Source organism: Mycobacterium sp. IS-836, assembly GCF_001954275.1.
Lineage (GTDB): Bacteria > Actinomycetota > Actinomycetes > Mycobacteriales > Mycobacteriaceae > Mycobacterium.
This window is the reverse complement of the sequence record NZ_MBEU01000036.1, coordinates 1-19,611: the sequence shown is the minus strand read 5'-3', so window position 1 is coordinate 19,611 and position 19,611 is coordinate 1. Positions and strand designations below refer to the sequence as shown.

The 19,611-nt window shown below is 69.5% G+C and carries 18 protein-coding genes and 1 pseudogene; 13 read left to right on the top strand and 6 right to left on the bottom strand.

Features of this window, described 5'->3' with window-relative positions:
- Positions 1 to 4 precede the first annotated feature (4 nt).
- Complete coding sequence (fadD8, locus tag A5747_RS10925; protein ID WP_369805052.1) at positions 5 to 1,639, top strand: fatty-acid--CoA ligase FadD8; 1,635 nt, start codon at positions 5 to 7, stop codon at positions 1,637 to 1,639.
- Positions 1,640 to 1,715: 76 nt separating this feature from the next.
- Here fadD8 and A5747_RS10920 read toward each other — a convergent pair whose 3' ends face one another.
- Positions 1,716 to 2,264, bottom strand: a complete 549-nt coding sequence (locus A5747_RS10920) for a TetR/AcrR family transcriptional regulator (protein WP_076123923.1) — start codon at positions 2,262 to 2,264, stop codon at positions 1,716 to 1,718.
- Positions 2,265 to 2,349: 85 nt separating this feature from the next.
- Here A5747_RS10920 and A5747_RS10915 point away from each other — a divergent pair, with 85 nt between their 5' ends.
- The 11 genes and pseudogenes from A5747_RS10915 (at position 2,350) to A5747_RS10865 (ending at position 11,966) form a co-directional block, all read left to right on the top strand.
- Positions 2,350 to 3,246: an aldo/keto reductase gene (locus A5747_RS10915; RefSeq protein ID WP_076123980.1), complete on the top strand. Its 897-nt coding sequence runs from the start codon at positions 2,350 to 2,352 to the stop codon at positions 3,244 to 3,246.
- Between the two features lie 80 nt (positions 3,247 to 3,326).
- Positions 3,327 to 4,229, top strand: coding sequence for a 1,4-dihydroxy-2-naphthoyl-CoA synthase (locus A5747_RS10910; RefSeq protein WP_076123978.1), 903 nt, complete (start codon positions 3,327 to 3,329; stop codon positions 4,227 to 4,229).
- A 22-nt stretch (positions 4,230 to 4,251) separates the two neighbouring features.
- On the top strand, positions 4,252 to 5,142 hold the full coding sequence (locus A5747_RS10905) for an SDR family oxidoreductase (RefSeq protein WP_076123921.1): 891 nt from the start codon (positions 4,252 to 4,254) through the stop codon (positions 5,140 to 5,142).
- Positions 5,143 to 5,157: 15 nt separating this feature from the next.
- Complete coding sequence (locus tag A5747_RS10900; protein WP_076123919.1) at positions 5,158 to 5,781, top strand: maleylpyruvate isomerase family mycothiol-dependent enzyme; 624 nt, start codon at positions 5,158 to 5,160, stop codon at positions 5,779 to 5,781.
- Between the two features lie 13 nt (positions 5,782 to 5,794).
- Positions 5,795 to 6,205: a VOC family protein gene (locus A5747_RS10895; protein ID WP_076123917.1), complete on the top strand. Its 411-nt coding sequence runs from the start codon at positions 5,795 to 5,797 to the stop codon at positions 6,203 to 6,205.
- Positions 6,206 to 6,298: 93 nt separating this feature from the next.
- Positions 6,299 to 7,511, top strand: a pseudogene (locus tag A5747_RS10890) (anion permease).
- Between the two features lie 16 nt (positions 7,512 to 7,527).
- Positions 7,528 to 7,833 carry a hypothetical protein gene (locus A5747_RS10885; RefSeq protein ID WP_076123913.1) on the top strand — a complete coding sequence of 102 codons (306 nt, stop codon included), beginning with the start codon at positions 7,528 to 7,530 and terminating at the stop codon, positions 7,831 to 7,833.
- Between the two features lie 52 nt (positions 7,834 to 7,885).
- Positions 7,886 to 8,188 (top strand): DUF3349 domain-containing protein, encoded by a 303-nt coding sequence (locus tag A5747_RS10880; protein WP_076123911.1) that lies wholly within the window; start codon positions 7,886 to 7,888, stop codon positions 8,186 to 8,188.
- A gap of 59 nt (positions 8,189 to 8,247) precedes the next feature.
- Positions 8,248 to 9,348, top strand: a complete 1,101-nt coding sequence (menE, locus tag A5747_RS10875) for an o-succinylbenzoate--CoA ligase (RefSeq protein WP_233148015.1) — start codon at positions 8,248 to 8,250, stop codon at positions 9,346 to 9,348.
- Positions 9,349 to 9,359: 11 nt separating this feature from the next.
- Positions 9,360 to 10,712 (top strand): hypothetical protein, encoded by a 1,353-nt coding sequence (locus tag A5747_RS10870; RefSeq protein ID WP_076123907.1) that lies wholly within the window; start codon positions 9,360 to 9,362, stop codon positions 10,710 to 10,712.
- 6 nt (positions 10,713 to 10,718) lie between these two features.
- Entirely contained in the window at positions 10,719 to 11,966 is a 1,248-nt protein-coding gene (locus tag A5747_RS10865; protein WP_076123905.1) for an APC family permease, read from the top strand.
- A 73-nt stretch (positions 11,967 to 12,039) separates the two neighbouring features.
- On the opposite strand, the gene A5747_RS10860 is transcribed toward A5747_RS10865, so the two are convergent.
- The 4 genes from A5747_RS10860 to A5747_RS25240 form a co-directional block, all read right to left on the bottom strand.
- Entirely contained in the window at positions 12,040 to 12,705 is a 666-nt protein-coding gene (locus A5747_RS10860; RefSeq protein WP_076123903.1) for a DUF2064 domain-containing protein, read from the bottom strand.
- Positions 12,702 to 13,355 carry a glycosyltransferase family 2 protein gene (locus A5747_RS10855; RefSeq protein ID WP_076123901.1) on the bottom strand — a complete coding sequence of 218 codons (654 nt, stop codon included), beginning with the start codon at positions 13,353 to 13,355 and terminating at the stop codon, positions 12,702 to 12,704. The genes A5747_RS10860 and A5747_RS10855 overlap by 4 nt, the downstream gene beginning before the upstream one ends.
- 50 nt (positions 13,356 to 13,405) lie before the next feature.
- A complete protein-coding gene (locus tag A5747_RS10850; RefSeq protein ID WP_076123899.1) occupies positions 13,406 to 15,184 on the bottom strand; it encodes a hypothetical protein in 1,779 nt (592 codons plus the stop codon).
- Positions 15,185 to 15,356: 172 nt separating this feature from the next.
- Complete coding sequence (locus A5747_RS25240; RefSeq protein ID WP_076123897.1) at positions 15,357 to 17,036, bottom strand: hypothetical protein; 1,680 nt, start codon at positions 17,034 to 17,036, stop codon at positions 15,357 to 15,359.
- 370 nt (positions 17,037 to 17,406) lie between these two features.
- Here A5747_RS25240 and A5747_RS10840 point away from each other — a divergent pair, with 370 nt between their 5' ends.
- Entirely contained in the window at positions 17,407 to 19,044 is a 1,638-nt protein-coding gene (locus A5747_RS10840; protein ID WP_233148014.1) for a hypothetical protein, read from the top strand.
- Here A5747_RS10840 and A5747_RS10835 read toward each other — a convergent pair.
- Positions 19,041 to 19,611: NAD-dependent epimerase/dehydratase family protein (locus A5747_RS10835; RefSeq protein ID WP_233148013.1), on the bottom strand; the 571-nt coding region annotated here is incomplete at its 5' end. The genes A5747_RS10840 and A5747_RS10835 overlap by 4 nt on opposite strands.

Here is a 19,611-nt window from a genome sequence, read left to right as displayed (position 1 = left end):
GACGATGCAGAACGAAGTGATGAGGAGGAGCGGCGCCATGGGTGACGAGCTGCTGCGCAACCCGACCCACAACGGCCACCTGCTGGTGGGCTCGCTCAAGCGCCACAAGAACAAGCCGGTGCTCTTCCTCGGCGACACCACGCTGACCGGCGGCCAGCTGGCCGAGCGGATCAGCCAGTACACGCAGGCGTTCGAGGCGCTGGGCGCCGGCACCGGCGTCACCGTCGGCCTGCTGTCGCTCAACCGTCCCGAGGTCCTGATGATCCTCGGCGCCAGCCAGACCCAGGGTTACCGGCGCACCGCGCTGCACCCGCTCGGCTCGCTGGACGACCACGCCTACGTGCTCAACGACGCCGGGGCGAGCGCGCTGATCATCGATCCCAACCCGAATTTCGTCGAGCGCGCGCTGGGACTGCTGGAAAAGGTGGACTCGCTGAAGCGGATTCTCACCATCGGTCCGGTCCCCGAGGCTTTGAGCGGCGTGGCCGTCGACCTGTCCGCCGAGGCCGCCAAGTACGAGCCGAAGCCGCTAGTGGTTGCCGACCTGCCGCCGAACCATATCGGCGGCCTGACCTACACCGGCGGCACCACCGGCAAGCCCAAGGGCGTGATCGGCACCACCGGCAACATCGCCACCATGACGTCGATCCAGCTCGCCGAATGGGAATGGCCGGAGAACCCGCGGTTCCTGATGTGCACGCCGCTGTCGCACGCCGGGGCGGCGTTTTTCACGCCCACCCTGGTCAAGGGTGGCCAGATGATCGTGCTGGCCAAGTTCGATCCGGCCGAGGTGCTGAGAGTCATTGAAGAGCAACGCATTACGGCGACCATGCTGGTGCCGTCGATGCTGTACGCGCTGATGGATCACCCGGATTCGCACACCCGCGACCTGTCGTCGCTGGAGACCGTGTACTACGGCGCCTCGGCGATCAACCCGGTGCGGCTTGCCGAGGCGATCCGGCGGTTCGGCCCGATCTTCGCCCAGTACTACGGGCAGTCCGAGGCGCCGATGGTGATCACCTACCTTCCCAAGGCCGATCACGACGAGAAGCGGCTGACATCTTGTGGGCGCCCAACGCTTTTCGCGCGGGTCGCGCTGCTGGGTGAGGACGGCAAGCCGGTGCCGCAGGGCGAGCCGGGCGAAATCTGTGTCAGCGGACCGCTATTGGCCGGCGGCTACTGGAATCTGCCCGACGCGACGGCCGAGACGTTCAAGGACGGCTGGCTGCACACGGGCGACATGGCCCGCGAGGACGAGGACGGGTTCTACTTCATCGTCGACCGGGTCAAGGACATGATCGTCACCGGCGGCTTCAACGTGTTCCCCCGCGAGGTCGAGGACGTCGTCGCCGAGCATCCGGCCGTCGCGCAGGTCTGTGTCGTCGGGGCGCCGGATGACAAGTGGGGCGAGGCCGTCACCGCCGTGGTGGTGCTGCGCTCGGATGCGGCCCGCGACGACGCCGCGATCGAGGCGATGACCGCCGAGATCCAGGCCGCGGTCAAAGACCGCAAGGGCTCGGTGCAGTCGCCCAAGCGCGTCGTCATCGTCGAGTCGCTGCCGTTGACCGGGCTGGGCAAGCCGGACAAAAAGGCCGTCCGGGCGCAGTTCTGGGAAGGCGCGGGACGCGCCGTCGGCTAGGTGCTGGCCTCGAACGTGACACTGCAGTCACGTTCGCGGTCGAGTGTGACTGTGCCGTCACGTTCGGCGGGTGGGGCTAACAAGAAATCCCGGCCAGCAGCAGGTCGAGCATGCGGCCCGTCTGCTCGGGTGACCCGCTGACCAAGAAAATGCCGATCAGGCTGGACACCACATCTTCGGCTTGCACATCGGGCCGCAGGGTCCCGTCGTCGGCGCCGGCCCGCAACAGCGTGTCGACCGCGCCGACGATGCTGTCCCGAGTCTGGCTCGGCTCCATGGCGCCGGAGTCGAAGATCACCTGCAGCGACTCGGCCATCCCGCGCTTGGCGGCCACGAAGCTGGCGTAGCGGTCCATCCAGCGGCGCAGGGCGGTCTTCGGCGGATGCCTCTTGAGCAGCCGCTCGGCCGCGGCCGCCACCTCAGCGAGCTCCGCACGGTAGATCGCCTCGACGAGGGCTTCCCGATTCGGGAAGTGGCGGTAGAGCGTTCCGATACCGACACCGGCGTCGCGGGCGATCGACTCGAGCGCGACCGGCCCACCGTTCGCGGCGGTGAACGCCGCGGTCGCCGCCTCGAGCAACCTTTCGCGATTTCGGCGCGCGTCGGCACGGGCACTGCCAGACAAAGCGGAGGGTCCTCCGTTTCTGCTACCATCGACTAAGCGGAGGGGCCTCCGCATTTCTCCAGTGTCTCACGAGATTGGGAGCATCATGACGGACCAACCACACCCCGGCGGTGTCGGCAGCCTCGGCACGGCGGCGGTCGCCCGCGTCGGGTACGGCGCCATGCAACTGTTCGAGGCGTCGCCCGACGATGCGGCCGCGGTGCTGCGCCGCGCGGTCGAACTCGGCGTTAACCACATCGACACCGCGTCGTTCTACGGTCCCGGCGAGGTGAACCGGCGGATCCGCGCGGCGTTGGCGCCCTATCCGGACGACCTCGTCATCGTCAGCAAGGTCGGCGCGCGCTACACCGGCGAACAACCGATTCCGCTGACCGCGGCGCAACGGCCCGCCGAGCTGCGTGCCGCCGTCGAAGACGACCTGCGCCAGCTCGGCCTGGACCGCGTCCCGGTGGTCAATCTCCGCCGGATGGATCTCGGGCCCGGCGTGGGCACCGCGGGTGATCAGCTCGTCGACCTCGACGACCAGCTCGCCGAGATGATCGCACTGCGCGACGAGGGAAAGATCGGCGCGATCGGGATCAGCAGTGTGCCGCTCGACGTACTGCGGCGAGCACTGCCCGCCGGAATCGTGTGCGTGCAGAATGCCTACAGCCTGCTGGACCGCTCCCAGGAAGAGATGGTCGATGTCTGCGTGGACGAGGGCATCGCATGGGTTCCGTACTTTCCGCTGGGGTCGGCATTCCCGGGCTCCCCCAAGGCCACCGACAACGCTGTGGTGATCGACATCGCCGGCGAACTCGGCGTCACACCCGCGCAAGTCGGGTTGGCCTGGATCTTGGCTCATGCGCCGAACACATTGCTGATTCCGGGCACTCGCTCGATCGCGCACCTCGAAGAGAACATCGACGCGGGGAGCGTCACGCTGAGCGCCGAAGCGATCGCGCGGCTGGACGCCGTCAGTGAGTTGTCCCATCGAACGTGACGCTGCAGTCACGTTCGAGGCCGAGTGTGACTGTGCCGTCACGTTCGGCGGGCACCGTTAGGGTTGCGGTCATGGCTGCCTTGAGTGACAACCCTTTTGACGCGGCGGTGTGGCGGCCCGTCGACGGCTTCGGCGATCTGACCGACATCACCTACCACCGCCATGTCGACGACGCCACGGTACGGGTGGCGTTCGACCGGCCCGAGGTGCGCAACGCGTTCCGGCCGCACACCGTCGACGAGCTGTACCGGGTGCTCGACCACGCCCGCATGTCGCCCGACGTCGGCGTGGTGCTGCTGACCGGTAACGGGCCGTCGCCCAAGGACGGCGGCTGGGCATTCTGTTCGGGCGGCGATCAGCGCATCCGCGGCCGGTCGGGCTATCAATACGCTTCCGGAGAGACCGCCGACACCGTCGACGCCGCCCGCGCGGGGCGGCTGCACATCCTCGAGGTGCAGCGGCTGATCCGGTTCATGCCCAAGGTGGTCATCTGCCTGGTCAACGGGTGGGCGGCCGGCGGCGGGCACAGCCTGCACGTGGTCTGCGATCTCACCCTGGCCAGCCGCGAGCACGCCCGCTTCAAGCAGACCGACGCCGACGTCGGCAGCTTCGACGGCGGCTACGGCAGCGCGTATCTGGCCCGTCAGGTCGGCCAGAAGTTCGCCCGCGAGATCTTCTTCCTCGGCCGCGCGTACACCGCCGAGCAGATGCACCACATGGGCGCGGTCAACGAGGTCGTCGATCACGCCGAGCTCGAACGGGTCGGGGTGCAGTGGGCGCGCGAGATCAACGCGAAATCGCCTCAGGCGCAACGGATGTTGAAGTTCGCGTTCAATCTGCTCGACGACGGTCTGGTGGGTCAGCAGTTATTCGCGGGTGAGGCCACCCGGCTGGCGTACATGACCGACGAGGCCGTCGAGGGCCGCGACGCGTTCCTGGAGAAGCGGCCACCGGACTGGACCCCGTTCCCCCGCTACTTCTGAGGGCCGCGCTTAAACTCCCTCGGTGAGCAAGAGTCCCCTTCGCCGCCTGACCGACCAGCTGGTGCTGGCCACCATGCGGCCGCCGATTTCGCCGCAAATTCTGGTCAACCGGCCCCCGATCAAACCGGTCAGCCTCGACGGCAAGCGGATTCTGCTCACCGGCGCGTCGTCGGGCATCGGCGAGGCCGGCGCCGAACTGTTCGCCAAACACGGCGCCACCGTGGTCGCGGTCGCCCGCCGCCAGGACCTGCTGGACGCGCTGGTCGACCGGATCACGGCCTCGGGCGGCGAGGCGACGGCGATGCCGTGCGACCTCTCGGACATGGACGCCATCGACGCGCTGGTGTCTGACGTCCACGAGCACCTCGGCGGCATCGACATTCTGATCAACAACGCCGCCAGGTCGATCCGGCGGCCCCTGGCCCAGTCGCTGGAACGCTGGCATGACGTCGAGCGAATCATGGCGCTGAACTACTACGGCCCGCTGCGGTTGATCCGCGGGCTGGCCCCCGGGATGCTCGAGCGCGGCGACGGCCACATCATCAACGTCTCGACCTGGGGAGTGATGTCGGAGGCATCGCCCATGTTCGGTGTCTACAACGCGTCGAAGGCCGCGCTGGGAACCATCGGCCGGGTCGTGGAAACCGAGTGGGGCCACAAGGGCGTGCACTCGACAACGCTCTACTATCCGCTGGTCGCGACTCCTATGATCAAACCGACGAAGGCGTATGACGGGATGCCCGCTTTGAGCCCGGAAGAAGCCGCCGAATGGATGGTCACCGCCGCCCGCACCCGGCCGGTGCGGATCGCGCCGCGGATGGCCGTCGCCCTCAACGCGTTGAACACCGTCGGCCCCCGCTGGGTAAATGCACTCATGTCACGCCGCGCCGACCACCTCAACGATTCCCATTAACTCCGGGAGGTCGCCATGTCCGATCTGTGGGCCACCATTGCCGCCGAGCGCGGGGCGCTCGCCAACGACCTCGCCGACCTGGAGCCGGCGCAGTGGGATACGCCATCGCTCTGCCCGGGCTGGACTGTCCACGACATCGTCGCGCACCTGTCGGCGACCGCCTCACTGAACCCGGCCACCTTCTTTCTCAACATGGCCAAGGCCGGGTTCAGCTTCGACAAGTTCGCCAACGCTCAGATCGCCAAGCACCGCGGCCCCGATCCGGCCGCCACCCTGAGCGAATTCCGTGACTTGCAGAACTCCACCTCGGCACCGCCGGGCCCCAAGACTTCCTGGCTCGGTGAGGTGGTGGTGCATGGCGAGGACCTGCGGCGTCCGCTGGGCATCGCGCACGCCTACCCGCCCGACGCGGTTCGCGAGGTGATCGACTTCTTCAAGGGCTCCAACATGCTGATTGGATCCAAGAAGCGCGTCGCCGGGCTCGCCCTGAAGGCCACCGACGACGACTGGCAGCACGGAGAGGGCGAGGCGGTTGAGGGTCCGCTGCTGTCGTTGCTCCTCGCGATGACCGGCCGTGCCGCCGGGTGCGACGATCTCGCCGGTCCGGGCGTCGAAAACCTGCGCAGCAGGTGCACGTGATAGACACGACGCTATGGAGATCCTGGGCAGCCGGATGCTGCTCCGGCCGGCGGACTATCAGCAATCGTTGAGCTTCTACCGCGACAAGATCGGCCTGGCCATCGCGCGCGATTACGGCGCGGGCACAGTGTTTTTCGCCGGCCAATCCCTGCTGGAGCTGGCGGGCTACGGCAGCCCCGACCACTCCCGGGGCCCCTTTCCCGGCGCGCTGTGGCTACAGGTCCGTGACGTCGTGGCGACCCAGGCCGAGCTGGAGGGCCGCGGGGTGGCGATCGCCCGCGAGGCGCGACAGGAACCGTGGGGCCTGCGCGAGATGCACGTCACCGATCCAGACGGAATCACCCTGATTTTCGTCGAGGTCCCGCCCGACCACCCACTGCGCCGCGACACGCGCGGCGACCGTGGGGAACGTAAGGTTAACTAAGCGCTAATATTCAACGACGAGTCGAGGTACACCTGCGTTTCCGCCATCTCAGCGTTCGACAATTTAATCCTCCAACTACCAGAATCAGGCGCTGTGAACATCGATTTGTTCCTCCTCATCATCGTCGTAATCACGGCACTCGCTTTCGATTTCACCAACGGCTTCCATGACACCGGCAACGCGATGGCGACCTCCATCGCCAGCGGCGCCCTGGCGCCCAAGGCCGCCGTCGCGCTGTCCGCTGTGCTCAACCTGGTGGGCGCATTCATGTCCACCGCGGTCGCGGCCACCATCGCCAAGGGCCTGATCGACGGGCACATCGTGACGCTGCAACTGGTGTTCGCCGGCCTGGTCGGCGGCATCGTCTGGAACCTGCTGACCTGGCTGCTCGGCATCCCCTCCAGCTCCTCGCACGCGCTGATCGGCGGCATCGTCGGCGCGACGATCGCCGCCGTCGGCGCGCACGGGGTGATCTGGAAGGGCCTGGTGTCCAAGGTGCTGATCCCGGCCGTCGTCGCCGCGATCCTGGCCATCGTTGTCGGCGCGATAGCGACCTGGCTGGTCTACCGGATCACCCGGGGCATTGCGACCAACCGCACCGAGGCGGGCTTCCGGTACGGCCAGTGGGGCTCGGCGTCGCTGGTCTCCCTGGCGCACGGCACCGGCGACGCGCAGAAGACGATGGGCATCATCTTCCTGGCGCTGATGTCCTACGGCGCGGTCAGCAAGACCGACGCGGCACCGCCGCTGTGGGTCATCGTCTGTTGCGCCCTGGCGATGGCAGCGGGTACCTACCTGGGCGGCTGGCGGATCATCCGCACCCTGGGCAAGGGACTGGTCGAGATCAAGTCACCGCAGGGCATGGCCGCCGAATCTTCCTCGGCCGCAGTCATTCTGCTGTCCACCCACTTCGGCTACGCGCTGTCGACGACGCAGGTCTGCACCGGTTCGGTGTTGGGCAGCGGGCTGGGCAAGCCGGGCGGCGAGGTGCGCTGGGGCGTGGCCGGGCGGATGGCGGTCGCGTGGCTGGTGACGCTTCCGCTGGCCGGTTTGGTCGGGGCGATCACCTATTGGATCGTGCACCTCATCGGGGGATTCCCCGGCGCGATCATCGGCTTCGGCCTGCTGATCGCCACCTCTACGGCGATCTACCTGCGGTCGCGCAGGGTCAAGGTCGACCACAAGAACGTCAACGCCGAATGGGAGGGCAGCCTCACCGCCGGCCTCGAGGGGTCGGACGAAAAACCGCCGTCCGATACCGGCGCCAGGTCGCGCGCGGCCGGTACCGGCTCGCAGGACACCGTGAGCGCGGGGAAGCCTTCATGAGCCACTTCAGCGATTGGTTCAACTACCAGGCGTCCCTGAAGATCCTGGTCTTCGCGATGCTGGCCGGCGCCGCGCTGCCGGGGCTGTTCGCCCTCGGGCTGCGGTTCCACGCCGTCGGGGCCGGGCAGGTGACCACGGACGGCACCTCGCCACACAGGAATCCGATGCTGCTGGCGATCGCTTGGGTGATCTACGCGGTGGTGATTGCGGTGATCGCCTTCGCTCTCCTGTACATCTCCCGCGACTTCATCGCGCACCAGATAGGCCAGTCCTTCCTGGGAGCAAAGCCGCCGCACAAGTAGCATTGAATCGTTGTCCACCGACCTGCCGATCCCCCGCGCGGAGAGATAGCAAGTGAACCGATTCCTGAGTTCCGTTGTCTCGTGGTTGCGCGCGGGATATCCGGAAGGCGTTCCCGCGACCGACACCTTTGCGGTGCTCGCGCTGCTGTCCCGGCGGCTGACCAACGACGAAGTCAAAGCCGTGGCCGGTGACCTGATGGCGCACGGCGAATTCGACAAGATCGACATCGGCGTGGCGATCAGCAAGCTCACCGACGAACTGCCGTCCGAGGACGACATCGACCGGGTGCGCGCCCGGTTGGCCGCCAAGGGCTGGCCGCTCGACGAAGAGCATGACGGCGGGGCCCACGCATAGCCGTTCTGCGGGCGCTGCGCGTCGCGCCGGGCTCCGCCACCGAGGCGCTGTTGCCCGCGCTGGCCGGAGTCCTGGATGACGGTGATCCCGCTCTGGTCGTCGCCCCCGCGGGTGGGAGCGATTCCGAGCTGCGGGCGTTGCGCGTCGGCGAAGCCATAGACGACGACGTCGCCCTCGTGGCGACGACGTCGGGAACCACCGGCGCGCCCAAAGGCGCCTTGCTGACCGCGGCCGCCTTGGTCGCCAGCGCGTCGGCGACCCACGACCGTCTCGGCGGCCCGGGGAACTGGCTGCTGGCGTTGCCGCCCCATCACATCGCCGGCGTACAAGTCTTGGTACGCAGCGTGCTCGCAGGTTGCCCGCCCGTCGAGCTCGATGTTTCCGCCGGCTTCGATGTCACCCAATTGCCCGGCGCCGTAAGGCGATTGGGCTCGGGCCGGCGGTACACGTCGCTGGTGGCCGCGCAGCTGGCCAAGGCCCTGACCGATCCGGCGGCGACGGCGGCGCTGGCCGGCCTGGACGCCGTGCTGATCGGCGGCGGGCCGGCTCCGCGGCCGGTTCTCGACGCCGCCGCCGCGGCCGGCATCGCGGTGGTGCGCACGTACGGGATGAGCGAGACCGCCGGGGGCTGCGTCTACGACGGCGTCCCGCTGGACGGGGTCCGGCTGCGGGTGACCGACGGGCGCATCGTGATCGGCGGGGCGACGCTGGCCAAGGGCTATCGCAACCCGGTCGATCCCGATCCCTTCGCCGAGCCGGGCTGGTTTCGCACCGACGACCTCGGTGCCATCGACGACGCGGGCGTGCTGACCGTGCTCGGCCGCGCCGACGACGCGATCAGCACCGGCGGGTTGACCGTGCTGCCGCAACCCGTGGAGGCGGCGCTGTGCACCCATCCCGCCGTCAGCGACTGCGCGGTCTTCGGGCTCGCCGACCCGACGTTGGGCCAGCGCGTGGTCGCTGCGGTCGTGGTGAGCGACGGTTGCGTGCCCCCGACGCTGGAGGCGGTGCGGGCGCACGTGTCGCGCACGCTCGACGCGACCGCCGCACCGCGCGAGCTGCACATCGTCACGGCGCTGCCGCGTCGCGGGATCGGCAAGGTGGACCGGGCGGCGTTGGTGCGCCGGTTCGCCGGCGCGGGCGATCAAGCCGATCAATAGGCTGGGCGACCGTGAGGATTGCTCGCCGGGAGTGGTTGGCCGTCGCCTTCGCTGTCGTCCTGCTGGCGGCGGCGTTCGTGCTGCCGCGCCTGAACTGGGGCGTCAAACCCCGTTCGGATACCGGGCTGGAACATTTCGCCATGCGGTCGGGCGCCGCGCCGATCTTCGGCTATTGGGACGCCCATGTCGGCTGGGGAACCGGCCCGGCGATTCTCATCGCGGTCGCCGCCGTGTTGTGGGGACCGGCTGTGACGCAACGTCTTTCGTGGCGGGCCCTATTGCTGGTCAGCTGGGCCACCGCGTGCGGGTGGGCGTTTGCGCTTTCGATGATCGACGGCTGGCAACGCGGCTTCGCCGGCCGGCTGACGACCCGCGACGAGTACCTGTCGCAGGTGGGAAGCATCACCGATATTCCAGCGGCGGTGCGCACGTTCTCCAGCCGGATCCTCGACTTCCAGCCGAACTCGTGGATCACCCACGTCTCGGGGCATCCGCCGGGCGCGCTGTTGACGTTCGTGTGGCTGGACCGGATCGGCCTGCACGGCGGTGCTTGGGCCGCCCTGCTCTGCCTGCTGGCCGGGTCCAGCGCGGCGGCGGCGGTACTGATCGGCGTTCGCGCGTTGGCCGACGAGCCGACCGCGCGGCGGGCCGCGCCGTTCGTCGCGGTGGCACCGACGGCGATCTGGGTGGCGGTCTCCGCGGATGCCTACTTCGCGGGGGTCGCGGCGTGGGGCATCGCGCTACTGGCGGTGGCGGTGCACCGGCCGGTCCGTTTTCCCGCGCTGGTTGCCGCCGCCGCGGGTCTGCTGCTCGGCTGGGGGGTGTTCGTCAACTACGGCCTGGCGCTGATGGGCATTCCGGCGTTGGCGGTGTTGGTGTCGGCGCCCGGATGGCGAGCGGTCCTGCGGGCGCTCGGCCCGGCGTTTTTGGCCGCGCTGGCGGTGGCGGTGACCTTCGCCGTGGCCGGGTTCTACTGGTTCGACGGCTATAACCTTGTGCAGCAACGCTATTGGCAGGGAGTGGCCAAGGACCGGCCGTTTGCGTACTGGAGCTGGGCCAACCTGGCGAGCGTGGTGTGCGCGATCGGGCTGGGCAGCGTCGCGGGGATCGCCCGGCTGTTCGACCGGGCCGCGATCCGTGGCCGCTCCGGTTTTCACCTGGTGCTACTGGCGATGCTGGCGGCCATCGTCGTCGCCGACCTGAGCATGCTGAGCAAGGCCGAGGTTGAGCGGATCTGGCTGCCGTTCACCGTCTGGCTCACCGCGGCCGCCGCGCTGCTGCCGGTACGCTCACACCGAATGTGGTTGGCGCTCAATGCTACCGGCGCCCTGGTGATCAACTCCGTGATCTTCACGAACTGGTAGGCGGCCATGGAAGAACAGCAACGACTGGCCCGACGGCTCGGCACGACCGACGCGGTGGTGATCGGGCTGGGTTCGATGATCGGCGCCGGTGTGTTCTCGGCGTTCGGCCCGGCCGCGCGGGCGGCCGGCGCGGGCCTGCTGATCGGGCTGGCGGTGGCCGCCGCCATCGCGTACTGCAACGCCACCGCGTCGGCGCAACTGGCCGCGGTCTATCCGACGTCCGGCGGGACATACATCTACGGGCGTGAACGCCTAGGCCCGTGGTGGGGCTTCGTCGCCGGCTGGGGATTCGTGATCGGCAAGAGCGCGTCGTGCGCGGCCATGGCGCTGACGGTCGCCAGCTATGCGATTCCGGGGCCCGCCTGGGCGCAGCGAATCATCGGGGTGGGAGCCGTAGTCCTGCTGATCGCGCTGAACTACCGGGGCGTCACCAAGACCGCGCTGCTGGCCCGAATACTGTTGGCCTGCACGGTGATTGCGCTTGCCGCGGTGGTCGTCGGGATCGCGGTGACCAGGCCGGCACCGTCGCAGTTGATGCACTGGCCGGCCGGAACGGTCTACGGCGTCCTGCAGTCGGCGGGGTTGCTGTTTTTCGCGTTCGCCGGTTACGCGCGGATCGCGACGATGGGCGAGGAGGTTCGCGACCCGGCCCGCACCATCCCCCGCGCGATAACCCTCGCCCTGGCGATCGCGGTCGCGATCTATTTCGTGGTCGGCGTGGCGGCCCTGCTCGCCGCGGGACCCGACCGCCTCGCACATGCCGCCGCTCCGCTGGCGGACGCCGTCCGGGCCGCCGGGGTCCCGGCGCTGGTGCCGGTGATCACCGTCGGCGCCGCGCTGGCCAGCCTGGGCGCGCTGCTCGCGTTGATCGCCGGGCTCGGCCGCACTGTGCTGGCGATGGGCCGTCATCGTGATCTGCCCGCGTGGCTGGCGGCCGTTCACCCGCGCTACCGGGTACCGCACCACGCCGAGGTCGCACTCGGGGTGGTCGTCTGCGTCCTGGTCGCCACCGTCGACCTGCGCGGGGTGATCGGCTTCTCGTCGTTCGGGGTGTTGATCTACTACGCGATCGCCAACGCCTCGGCCTACACGCTGCCGGATGTAGGGCGCGGCCGTCGGATCCTGAACGTGTGCGGCGTGGCGGGTTGCCTGCTGCTGGTCGCCACCCTGCCGTGGCAGGCGGTGATTTCGGGGCTGGCCGTATTCGCCGTCGGGATCGTCGGGCGGTTCGTGGTGTTGCGGTTGCGGGCCTGAACTCGCTTGCCGCGTGTACGTCGATGGCGTCCTGGACGCACACTGGCCGCCCAGGGCGCACACCCGACCGGTCCTAGAGTCCGGCTGCGCGGGTGACGCGGGCGAACCGACTGGCCGGCCCGCACCCATCCCGGACCGCGGCGATGTCGGCGACGACGTCGAAGTCGGCCAGCCGTTGCAGCAATGTGACGTCAATACCGTTGTCCCGCAAAGCTTTCGCCGTGAGCTCTCCGGTGTCGGGTTGAGACATCGGGACGTCGCGCAGGCATTCGGCCATCGCCGGCGCGCGCACACCCAGCACCCACCATCCCCCGTCGCGCGCCGGCCCGAGCACGGCCGGCGACTCGACCAGCTGCTGCGCGCAGCCGGTCAACAGGTCGGCGGTTACTTGCGGGGTGTCCATCCCGATCTGCAGCACCGGATATCCCTCGAGGCCCGCGTCGGCGTGTGCGTTGGCAAGCCGGTCGGCGAAGCCGTCGCCGCGCTGCCCGATCACCGTGAACGACGCGAGCCGTTGCCGGATGTCGGCGGCGCCGACGGCGTCGCCCAGATCGCCGGTGAGCGCCACCACCCGCGCCGCCACGGGCGCGGCGGCCACTGCGTCCAGTGTGTCCAGCAGCGCGGCGGCGGCTATGTCGGCGGCGACCTCGTCGCCGACGGTCGCGGCCAGCCGGGTCTTGGCCCGGCCGGGTTCCGGAGCCTTGGCGACCACCAGCAAGGTCACCGGCAAGCCGCTCACGAAATCACCTTCCAGAAGTCCACGATCGCGGTGATGCTGCCCCGCAGCGAACCACTGACCTTCGACTTGCCGCCCGTCCGGGGGCCATAGCTGACGTCGAGTTCCACCACCCGCCAGCCGGCGGCCGCCGCTCGCACCAGCAGTTCGAGCGGATACCCCGAGCGCCGGTCGGCGACGCCCAGGTTCAGCAGCGCCTCCCGCCGCGCGACCCGCATCGGCGCGATGTCGTGCACCGGCAGGCCGTGCCGGGTGCGCAGCCGCCAGCTCATCACCACGGTGCCCACCCGGGCGACCCACGGCCAATGCAACCCCGGCACGGGTCGGCGCCGGCCTATCACCAGGTCGGCACCGTCTTCGAGCGCGGCGACGAGCCGCGGCAAGTCACCGGGATCCATGGAGCCGTCGGCGTCGATGACCGCCACGATCGGCGTGGTCGCGGCGACGACGCCCGCGTGCACCGCCGAGCCGTACCCGGGCCGCGGCTCGACGACCACCTCGGCGCCGTGCCGGCCCGCGACCGCGGCGGTGTCATCGGTGCTGTTGTTGTCGACCACCAGCGCCCGATAGCCGGCGGGGATCGCCGCCAGCACCGCCGGCAGCGACTCCTCCTCGTTCAGGCAGGGCAGCACCACCGTCACAGCCTCGGGCATGGCTGCCGACAATAGCCCGACGGCGGGATTCGGTATGCCGCGGCGGGCCCTTAGTAGCGGCGTGGCTGCTGCGGCACCAGCGGCTGCTGCGGCACCAATGGCTGCTGCGGCACCAGTGGCTGCTGCGGCAGCACCGGCTTCGGGACCACCGGCTGCTGTGGGACTACCGGCTGCTGTGGGACCACGGGCTGCTGTGGCACAACCGGTTTCGGGACGACCGGCTGCTGCGGGACCACCGGCTGCTGCGGGACCACAGGTTGCTGCGGCACAACCGGTTTCGGGACCACCGGCTGCTGCGGCACCACCGGCTTCGGGACCACCGGCTGCTGTGGCACCACCGGTTGCTGCGGGACCACCGGCTGTTGCGGCACCACGGGCTGCTGTGGCACAACCGGTTTCGGCACCACGGGCTGCTGCGGCACCACGGGCGGCTGCGGAGCTACCGGCGGCAGTGGCACCACCACCGGCGGCGGCACCCCCGGCGGCAAGTTTGGCGGTGCCTGTTGCACCGGCAACGGAATGATGATCGGAATGGGAATAAGCGGGTTCGGGTTGGGCACAAAGCCTGGAAGGCCCGGTGCTGCCGGCGCCGGGTTGACGGGCGCTACCGGCGCCGGGTTGACCGGAGCAATCGGTGCCGGGTTGACCTGGACTACCCGAGCGGGACTGTCGCCGCCGCGCGACACCAACTGCGGCGGAATGTAGCCCTTGGAGTCCGGAACGACGCCACCCTGGAAACCCGCGTTGGGCTGATCGGGCGGGGGTGGCGGAACCGGCGCCTGCTGCTGCGTCGGTAACAGTGGCATGAACTTCCCGGGGGCAGCATTCTGGATCCCCACCAGCGGCGCCGCACTCGCGGTCGGCCGAACGGCGACCGCAACCGCGACGGCCAGCGACGCGAATCCGATGACGGCGAACGCGATGACCGCATTGCCGAGCAGCACCGACCGTCCGCTCAGCGGTATCCGGACGGTCGCGGCGGGGTCGTCGTCAAAGTCGTCGTACTCGTCGTCGTACTCGTCGTCGAACTCGTCGGCCCCGAGGGCGTCGCCCTCGTCGGACATCGAGTAAGCCAGCTGCTGGTCCGCGGCCGCCGGCTCGGCCGCGGGCGCGAAGGCGGTCTCGTCTCCACCGAGCCCGGTCACGGGAGCTATCGAGGTCGCCGCTCCCGGTGTGACCGGCGTCGTGGGCGCCAACCCGGCTGCCAGCGCCGCGCCGCGGGCGAGTGCGAATGTGGGGTCTTCGGGAATCTCCACTCGCACGGTTGAGGCGTCGCGAAGCTGGTCGGCAACCCCGATGAGGTTCGACGACGCGCCGACGAGGTAGACGTCCTGCGGCGTCCCGGGCTGGCCGCCGAGGGTGTCCATCATCGTGTTCAACGCGGCGGTGGCATCAGCACCGCCGAGGGGCTGCCTGGCCAGCATGGTCGGCTCTGCACCGTCGCCGTCCGCACCCACCAGCGACAGCGTCGCCGTGTCGTCGTCAACGACGAGCACACCGCCGGCCCGCCCGGCCGCCCGCATCAACGCCGTCACCGCCTCCGACTCCGACAGCACGGCAACGTTGTGGAGACCCGAGTCTTCGAGTGCCCGGCGCAGATCGTCGGCCTTCGGGGCGTCCGGCCAGCACACCCGGGTCGCGACCAGGCGGTGGTCCTCGTCGGCCAGCAGCCGATCCGTTCCGACCACGCTCCGGGTCAGGGTGTCGATCGGGTGGTCGGCGATGTCGAAGACGGATTGGTCGAGCACGGCAGATCCCGGTGCGCCCGACCCGACAAGGGCCATGCGGGCGACGGGACCTGCGACCGCGACCCCCAAGACGACGTCCATCCCGACGCTCCTTCGGCTGGCTAACCTTCAACCAGCATGTCCTGGGATCATTACACTGCGTTATTGCCGGCAAGAACAGTCATTTGGGCAAAGAATATTTGCCGGGCTGCGCAGCCGGGTCAGCGAACCGCTCGAGACGCCACCAACCGCAGCAAACCGCCAGGACCACGTGTCAGTGGTGGGGCGTGAAAATGGGCGCCTTCGGGGTCACCGGTTGCTGTGGGGTGACCGGCTGCTGCGGGGTGAGCGGCTGCTTCGGAATGGTCTGCGTCGGAATTGTCTGAGTCGGAATGGTCTGCGTCGGAATTGTCTGAGTCGGAACTGTCTGCTGCACCGTCGAGGTCGGCGGTGTCGTCGTCACAACCTGCTGCTGCTTCGTCGTCGTCGGCGGCGTGGTGGTCGTGGTCGGCTGCGTCGTAGTTGTCGTCGGCTGCGTGGTGGTCGTCGTCGGCTGCGTCGTAGTCGTCGTCGGCGTCGTGGTCGTGGTCGAGGGACCCAGCGACGTGGTTGTCGTGGTGGTCGTCGTCAGCGTCGTCGTGGTCGTCGTCGTAGTCGGCCCCAACGGCGGGTACGGAACGATGATCGGGATCGGGATCGGCACATACGGGTTCGGGTTCGGCACGAAACCCGGAACGCCCGGCGCGGGATTGACCGGGGCGGCCGGCGCCCCGCCGGACATCAACTGCGGGGGAATGTAGCCGTTGGAGTCCGGAACGACGCCGCCCTGGAATCCGGCATTGGGCTGATCGGGCGGGGGCGGCGGAACCGGCGCCTGCTGTTGCGTCGGCAGCAGCGGCATGAACTTGCCCGGGGCGGCGTTCTGGTGCCCGACCACCGGCTGCGCGCTCGCGGTCGGCCGGACGGCGACCGCCACCGCGACCGCCAACGACGCGAATCCGACGACGGCGAACGCGATGACCGCATTGCCGAGCACCACCGACCGCCTGCTCAACGGCAATGGCCCCGTCTCGGCCTCGTCACCGTCGAACTCGCCGTACTCGTCGCCGAAGTCGTCGGCCGCGAGCGGCTCGCCCTCGTCGGCCATCGAATACGCCAGCTGTTGATCCTCGGCGGCCGGCTCGGCCGCGGGCGCGAAGGCGGTCTCGTCTCCGGTGCGCCCGGTCACGGGCGAATAGGCCGTCTCGTCTCCCGTCAGCCCCGCCGCCGGCGCCATCGCGGTTGCGTCTCCGGCCGCCAACAGCGCCCCCGGCACGGCGGCCAATGCCGCGCCGCGGGCAAGCGCGAAGGTGGGGTCGTCTGGGATCTGCACCCGCATCGTCGACGTCTCGCGAATCTGGTTTGCGACGGTGTTGAGGTCGGACGACGCGCCCACGAGGTAGAGGTCGCCCGCGGCGCCCGGCTGGTCGGCGAGCCTGGCCATCAACGTGTCGAGTGTGCCCGTGGCTTGATCGCCCGAGTCGCCGGCCAGCGGTGCGCTGGCCAGCAGGGTGGGCGGCGCACTCTCGTCTCCCACCGCGGGGCCCAATAGGGTCGCCGCCTCGTCGCCGACCACCAGCGCGGGACCGAACCGTCCCGCCGCGCGCATCAGCGCGGTGACCGCCTGCGATTCGGACAGCACCGCGACGTCGTGGACCCCGGAATCTTCGAGCGCCTGCCGCAACCGGTCAGCCTGGGGGTGGTCCGTCCAGCAAAGCCGCGTGGCGGTCAGCCGGTGGTTCTGTTCGGCCAACAGCCGATTCGTACCGACCACGGTCTCGGTCAGCGTCCCGACCGGGTTGCCAGCCAGCTCGACCTCGGATTGGTCGATCACGTCGGCACCCTGGGCGCCCTGCCCGACAAGCGCCAAGTGGGCAACAGGGCCGGTGACCGCGACCCCCAAAACGACGTCCATCCCGACTCTCCTTCGGCTGGCCACCCCGCAACCAGCATGTCCCTGCATCACTACACTGCGATACCGTCGGCAGTAACAGTCATTCGGGCGACAGCGTCCGCCTATGAGCGCAGCGTAACCGTTCCCAAACCGCGGGAACGTCTCCGCGGAACAACATCCGCGGAATCGCACGTTCTCATCGCAGCCACTGCCGCGTCGTCCGAACGGGGATTATGTTTCCAAGTAAGCAACGCAGTCGGCCGGGCAGGTGGTTCCCTCGCCACCCAACCGAAGCGGCGCCGCCAGCAACCGTCCTCGATACCCGGGGGGAACCGTGAGCCAGAGCAGCGACGACGCGCCCACCGGCCCGATCAGCGACCAAACGCAGCGACTGGCCGCCGTCGACCCACCCGGTCAGGCTCCACGCGCGGCGCAGCGGCCGAGGCGGCGCCGAAACGTCGTCGCCGACCTGATCACCGCCGCCTTGTTGGTCATCGCGCTGGTGCTGCCGTGGAATCTGTACTCCGGCCTGGCGATCCCCGGCAGCAGCCGGATCCCGTTCGCGGTGCTGTTCGCGGTGACGTTGCTGTCCCTGATCTCGCTCGTCGCGGCCGGCGCCTGGCGGTCGGCCAGCCCGCAATTCAAAGCCGCGGCGGCCAACCGAATCCGTCTCTGGCTCAACGTCCCCTACGTGCTGCTGGTGCTCGCCTTCGTCGCCTTCGACGCGGTCGAGACCGTCCGATTCGGCGGCACCGTCACCGTGCCCGGCGGCGTCGGACCGGGCGCATGGTTCGGCATCGCCGGCTCGTTGCTGTGCGCGCAACCGGCGATCACCGGTGCCGCCGCCGACGACGAGAAGTTCGCCGGGTGGCAGCGCTCCGCGCGGATCATCGGTTATGCGTCCCTGGTACTGGCGGTGCTGAGTTTTGCGTTCAACCTGTACTGGCGGATCAAGTACGCCGTGACCGGTGGATCGGGCGGCTTCGGCAAGCAGAACATCTCGGTCATCGCGACGGCGGTGGTGTACGGCGTGGTGGCGCTGGTCGCCGTGCTCGTCGCGTCGCGGTGGCTTCTTCGCAGCACCAAGGCTTCCCGGCTGGCCACCGTCGCGCTCGGCGCGTCGACACTCGTCGCCGGGCTCGTTGTGTGGAGCCTCCCCGTCGGTCGCGACATCGACGCGTTCCACGGCATCGCGCAGAACACGTCGACGGCCGGGGTTGGGTTCGAGGGCTACCTTGCGTGGGCGGCGGCCGCCGCGATCTTTGCGCCTCGGGCGCTGTTCGGCGACCGCACGCTGTCGACGACCCAGGAAAACGCCTGGCGCGCGGCGGCCCGAAATGGCTTGCTGCTGATCGTCGTGTGGTGCGTGGGATCCATGGCGATGCGGTTCACCGACCTGTTCGTCGGGGTGGCGCTGAACTACCCGTACTCGCGATACGACAGCATCGTGCTGGCGGGGTTCGATCTGGCCACCGCCGCCCTCGCGATCTGGCTGCGCGTCAACCTGGCCAATGACGCAGTGTCCGCGCGGCTGATCTCGTCGCTGTGCGGACTCGTTGCCGCGCTGAGCATTTCGCGGGTGGTGGTCGGCGTCGTGCTGGCCCCGCGGTTCGAGGAGATTCCGAACTCCGCCGCGCAAAACCCGGTCTACGGAAATAATCTCGCCCAGCAGATCACCAGCACCTTCGACGTGGCGCTGTGCGGGCTGGCCCTGTGCATCCTGGCCGCCGCGATCGTCACGGGTCAGCTCACCGGCCGGCGACTGCGACGCAAGAAGCCCCGCGCGGCGCACACGCGTGCCGCCGGGGCTCAGCCGGGTCCGCAGGAGGAGGCGGGGACCACCCGCATTCCGGCCGCGGCGACCACCCGCATCCCGGCCGGCGCGCCGCCGCCATCGGCCGCACCGACGACGCGCGTGCGGGTGGGCGGCGGGTCCGACGCGCCCCGGATCTTCCGCGGCGACGACTCCGGCACCCGCCAGATCCCCGTCCCGAAACCCAAGATCTTCCGGCCGCCGGCCGGTCGCTAGCGCAGTGGAGCGAACGCGAATTCGCGCAGCCCGTCGCGCGGGTGGACGGCCGCACGGAATCCCAGCACCTCGGCGGCCCGGCTGGGATCCGCGACGATGTGGCGCACGTCGCCGCTGCGGTACTGCCCGGTGATCACCGGGTTGACCGAACCACCAGAATCCCTGCGCGCATCGCACAGTGCCGTGGCGACCTCCAGGATCGAAATCGGCTGTCCCGAGCAGACATTCACCGCGGTGAAGCCGGAGCCGCCGGCCGAAACCGACGCCGCCGCCACGTTGGCGGCGGCCACGTCGTCGACGTGGACGAAGTCGCGCATCTGGCCACCGTCCTCGAAAACCCTTGGGGGCTCACCCTTTTCCAGCGATGAACGAAAGATCGCCGCCACTCCGGAGTAGGGGGTGTCGCGCGGCATGCCGGGGCCGTAGACGTTGTGGTAGCGCAATGCGACGACCGAGCCGCCCGTCGACTCCGACCACGCCAGCGCGTAATGCTCCTGCGCGGTGTCGACCTGGTCTGCCACCAGGCCGCGATGGTGGGCGCGGGCGTGGATGCCGCCGACGCGCCCG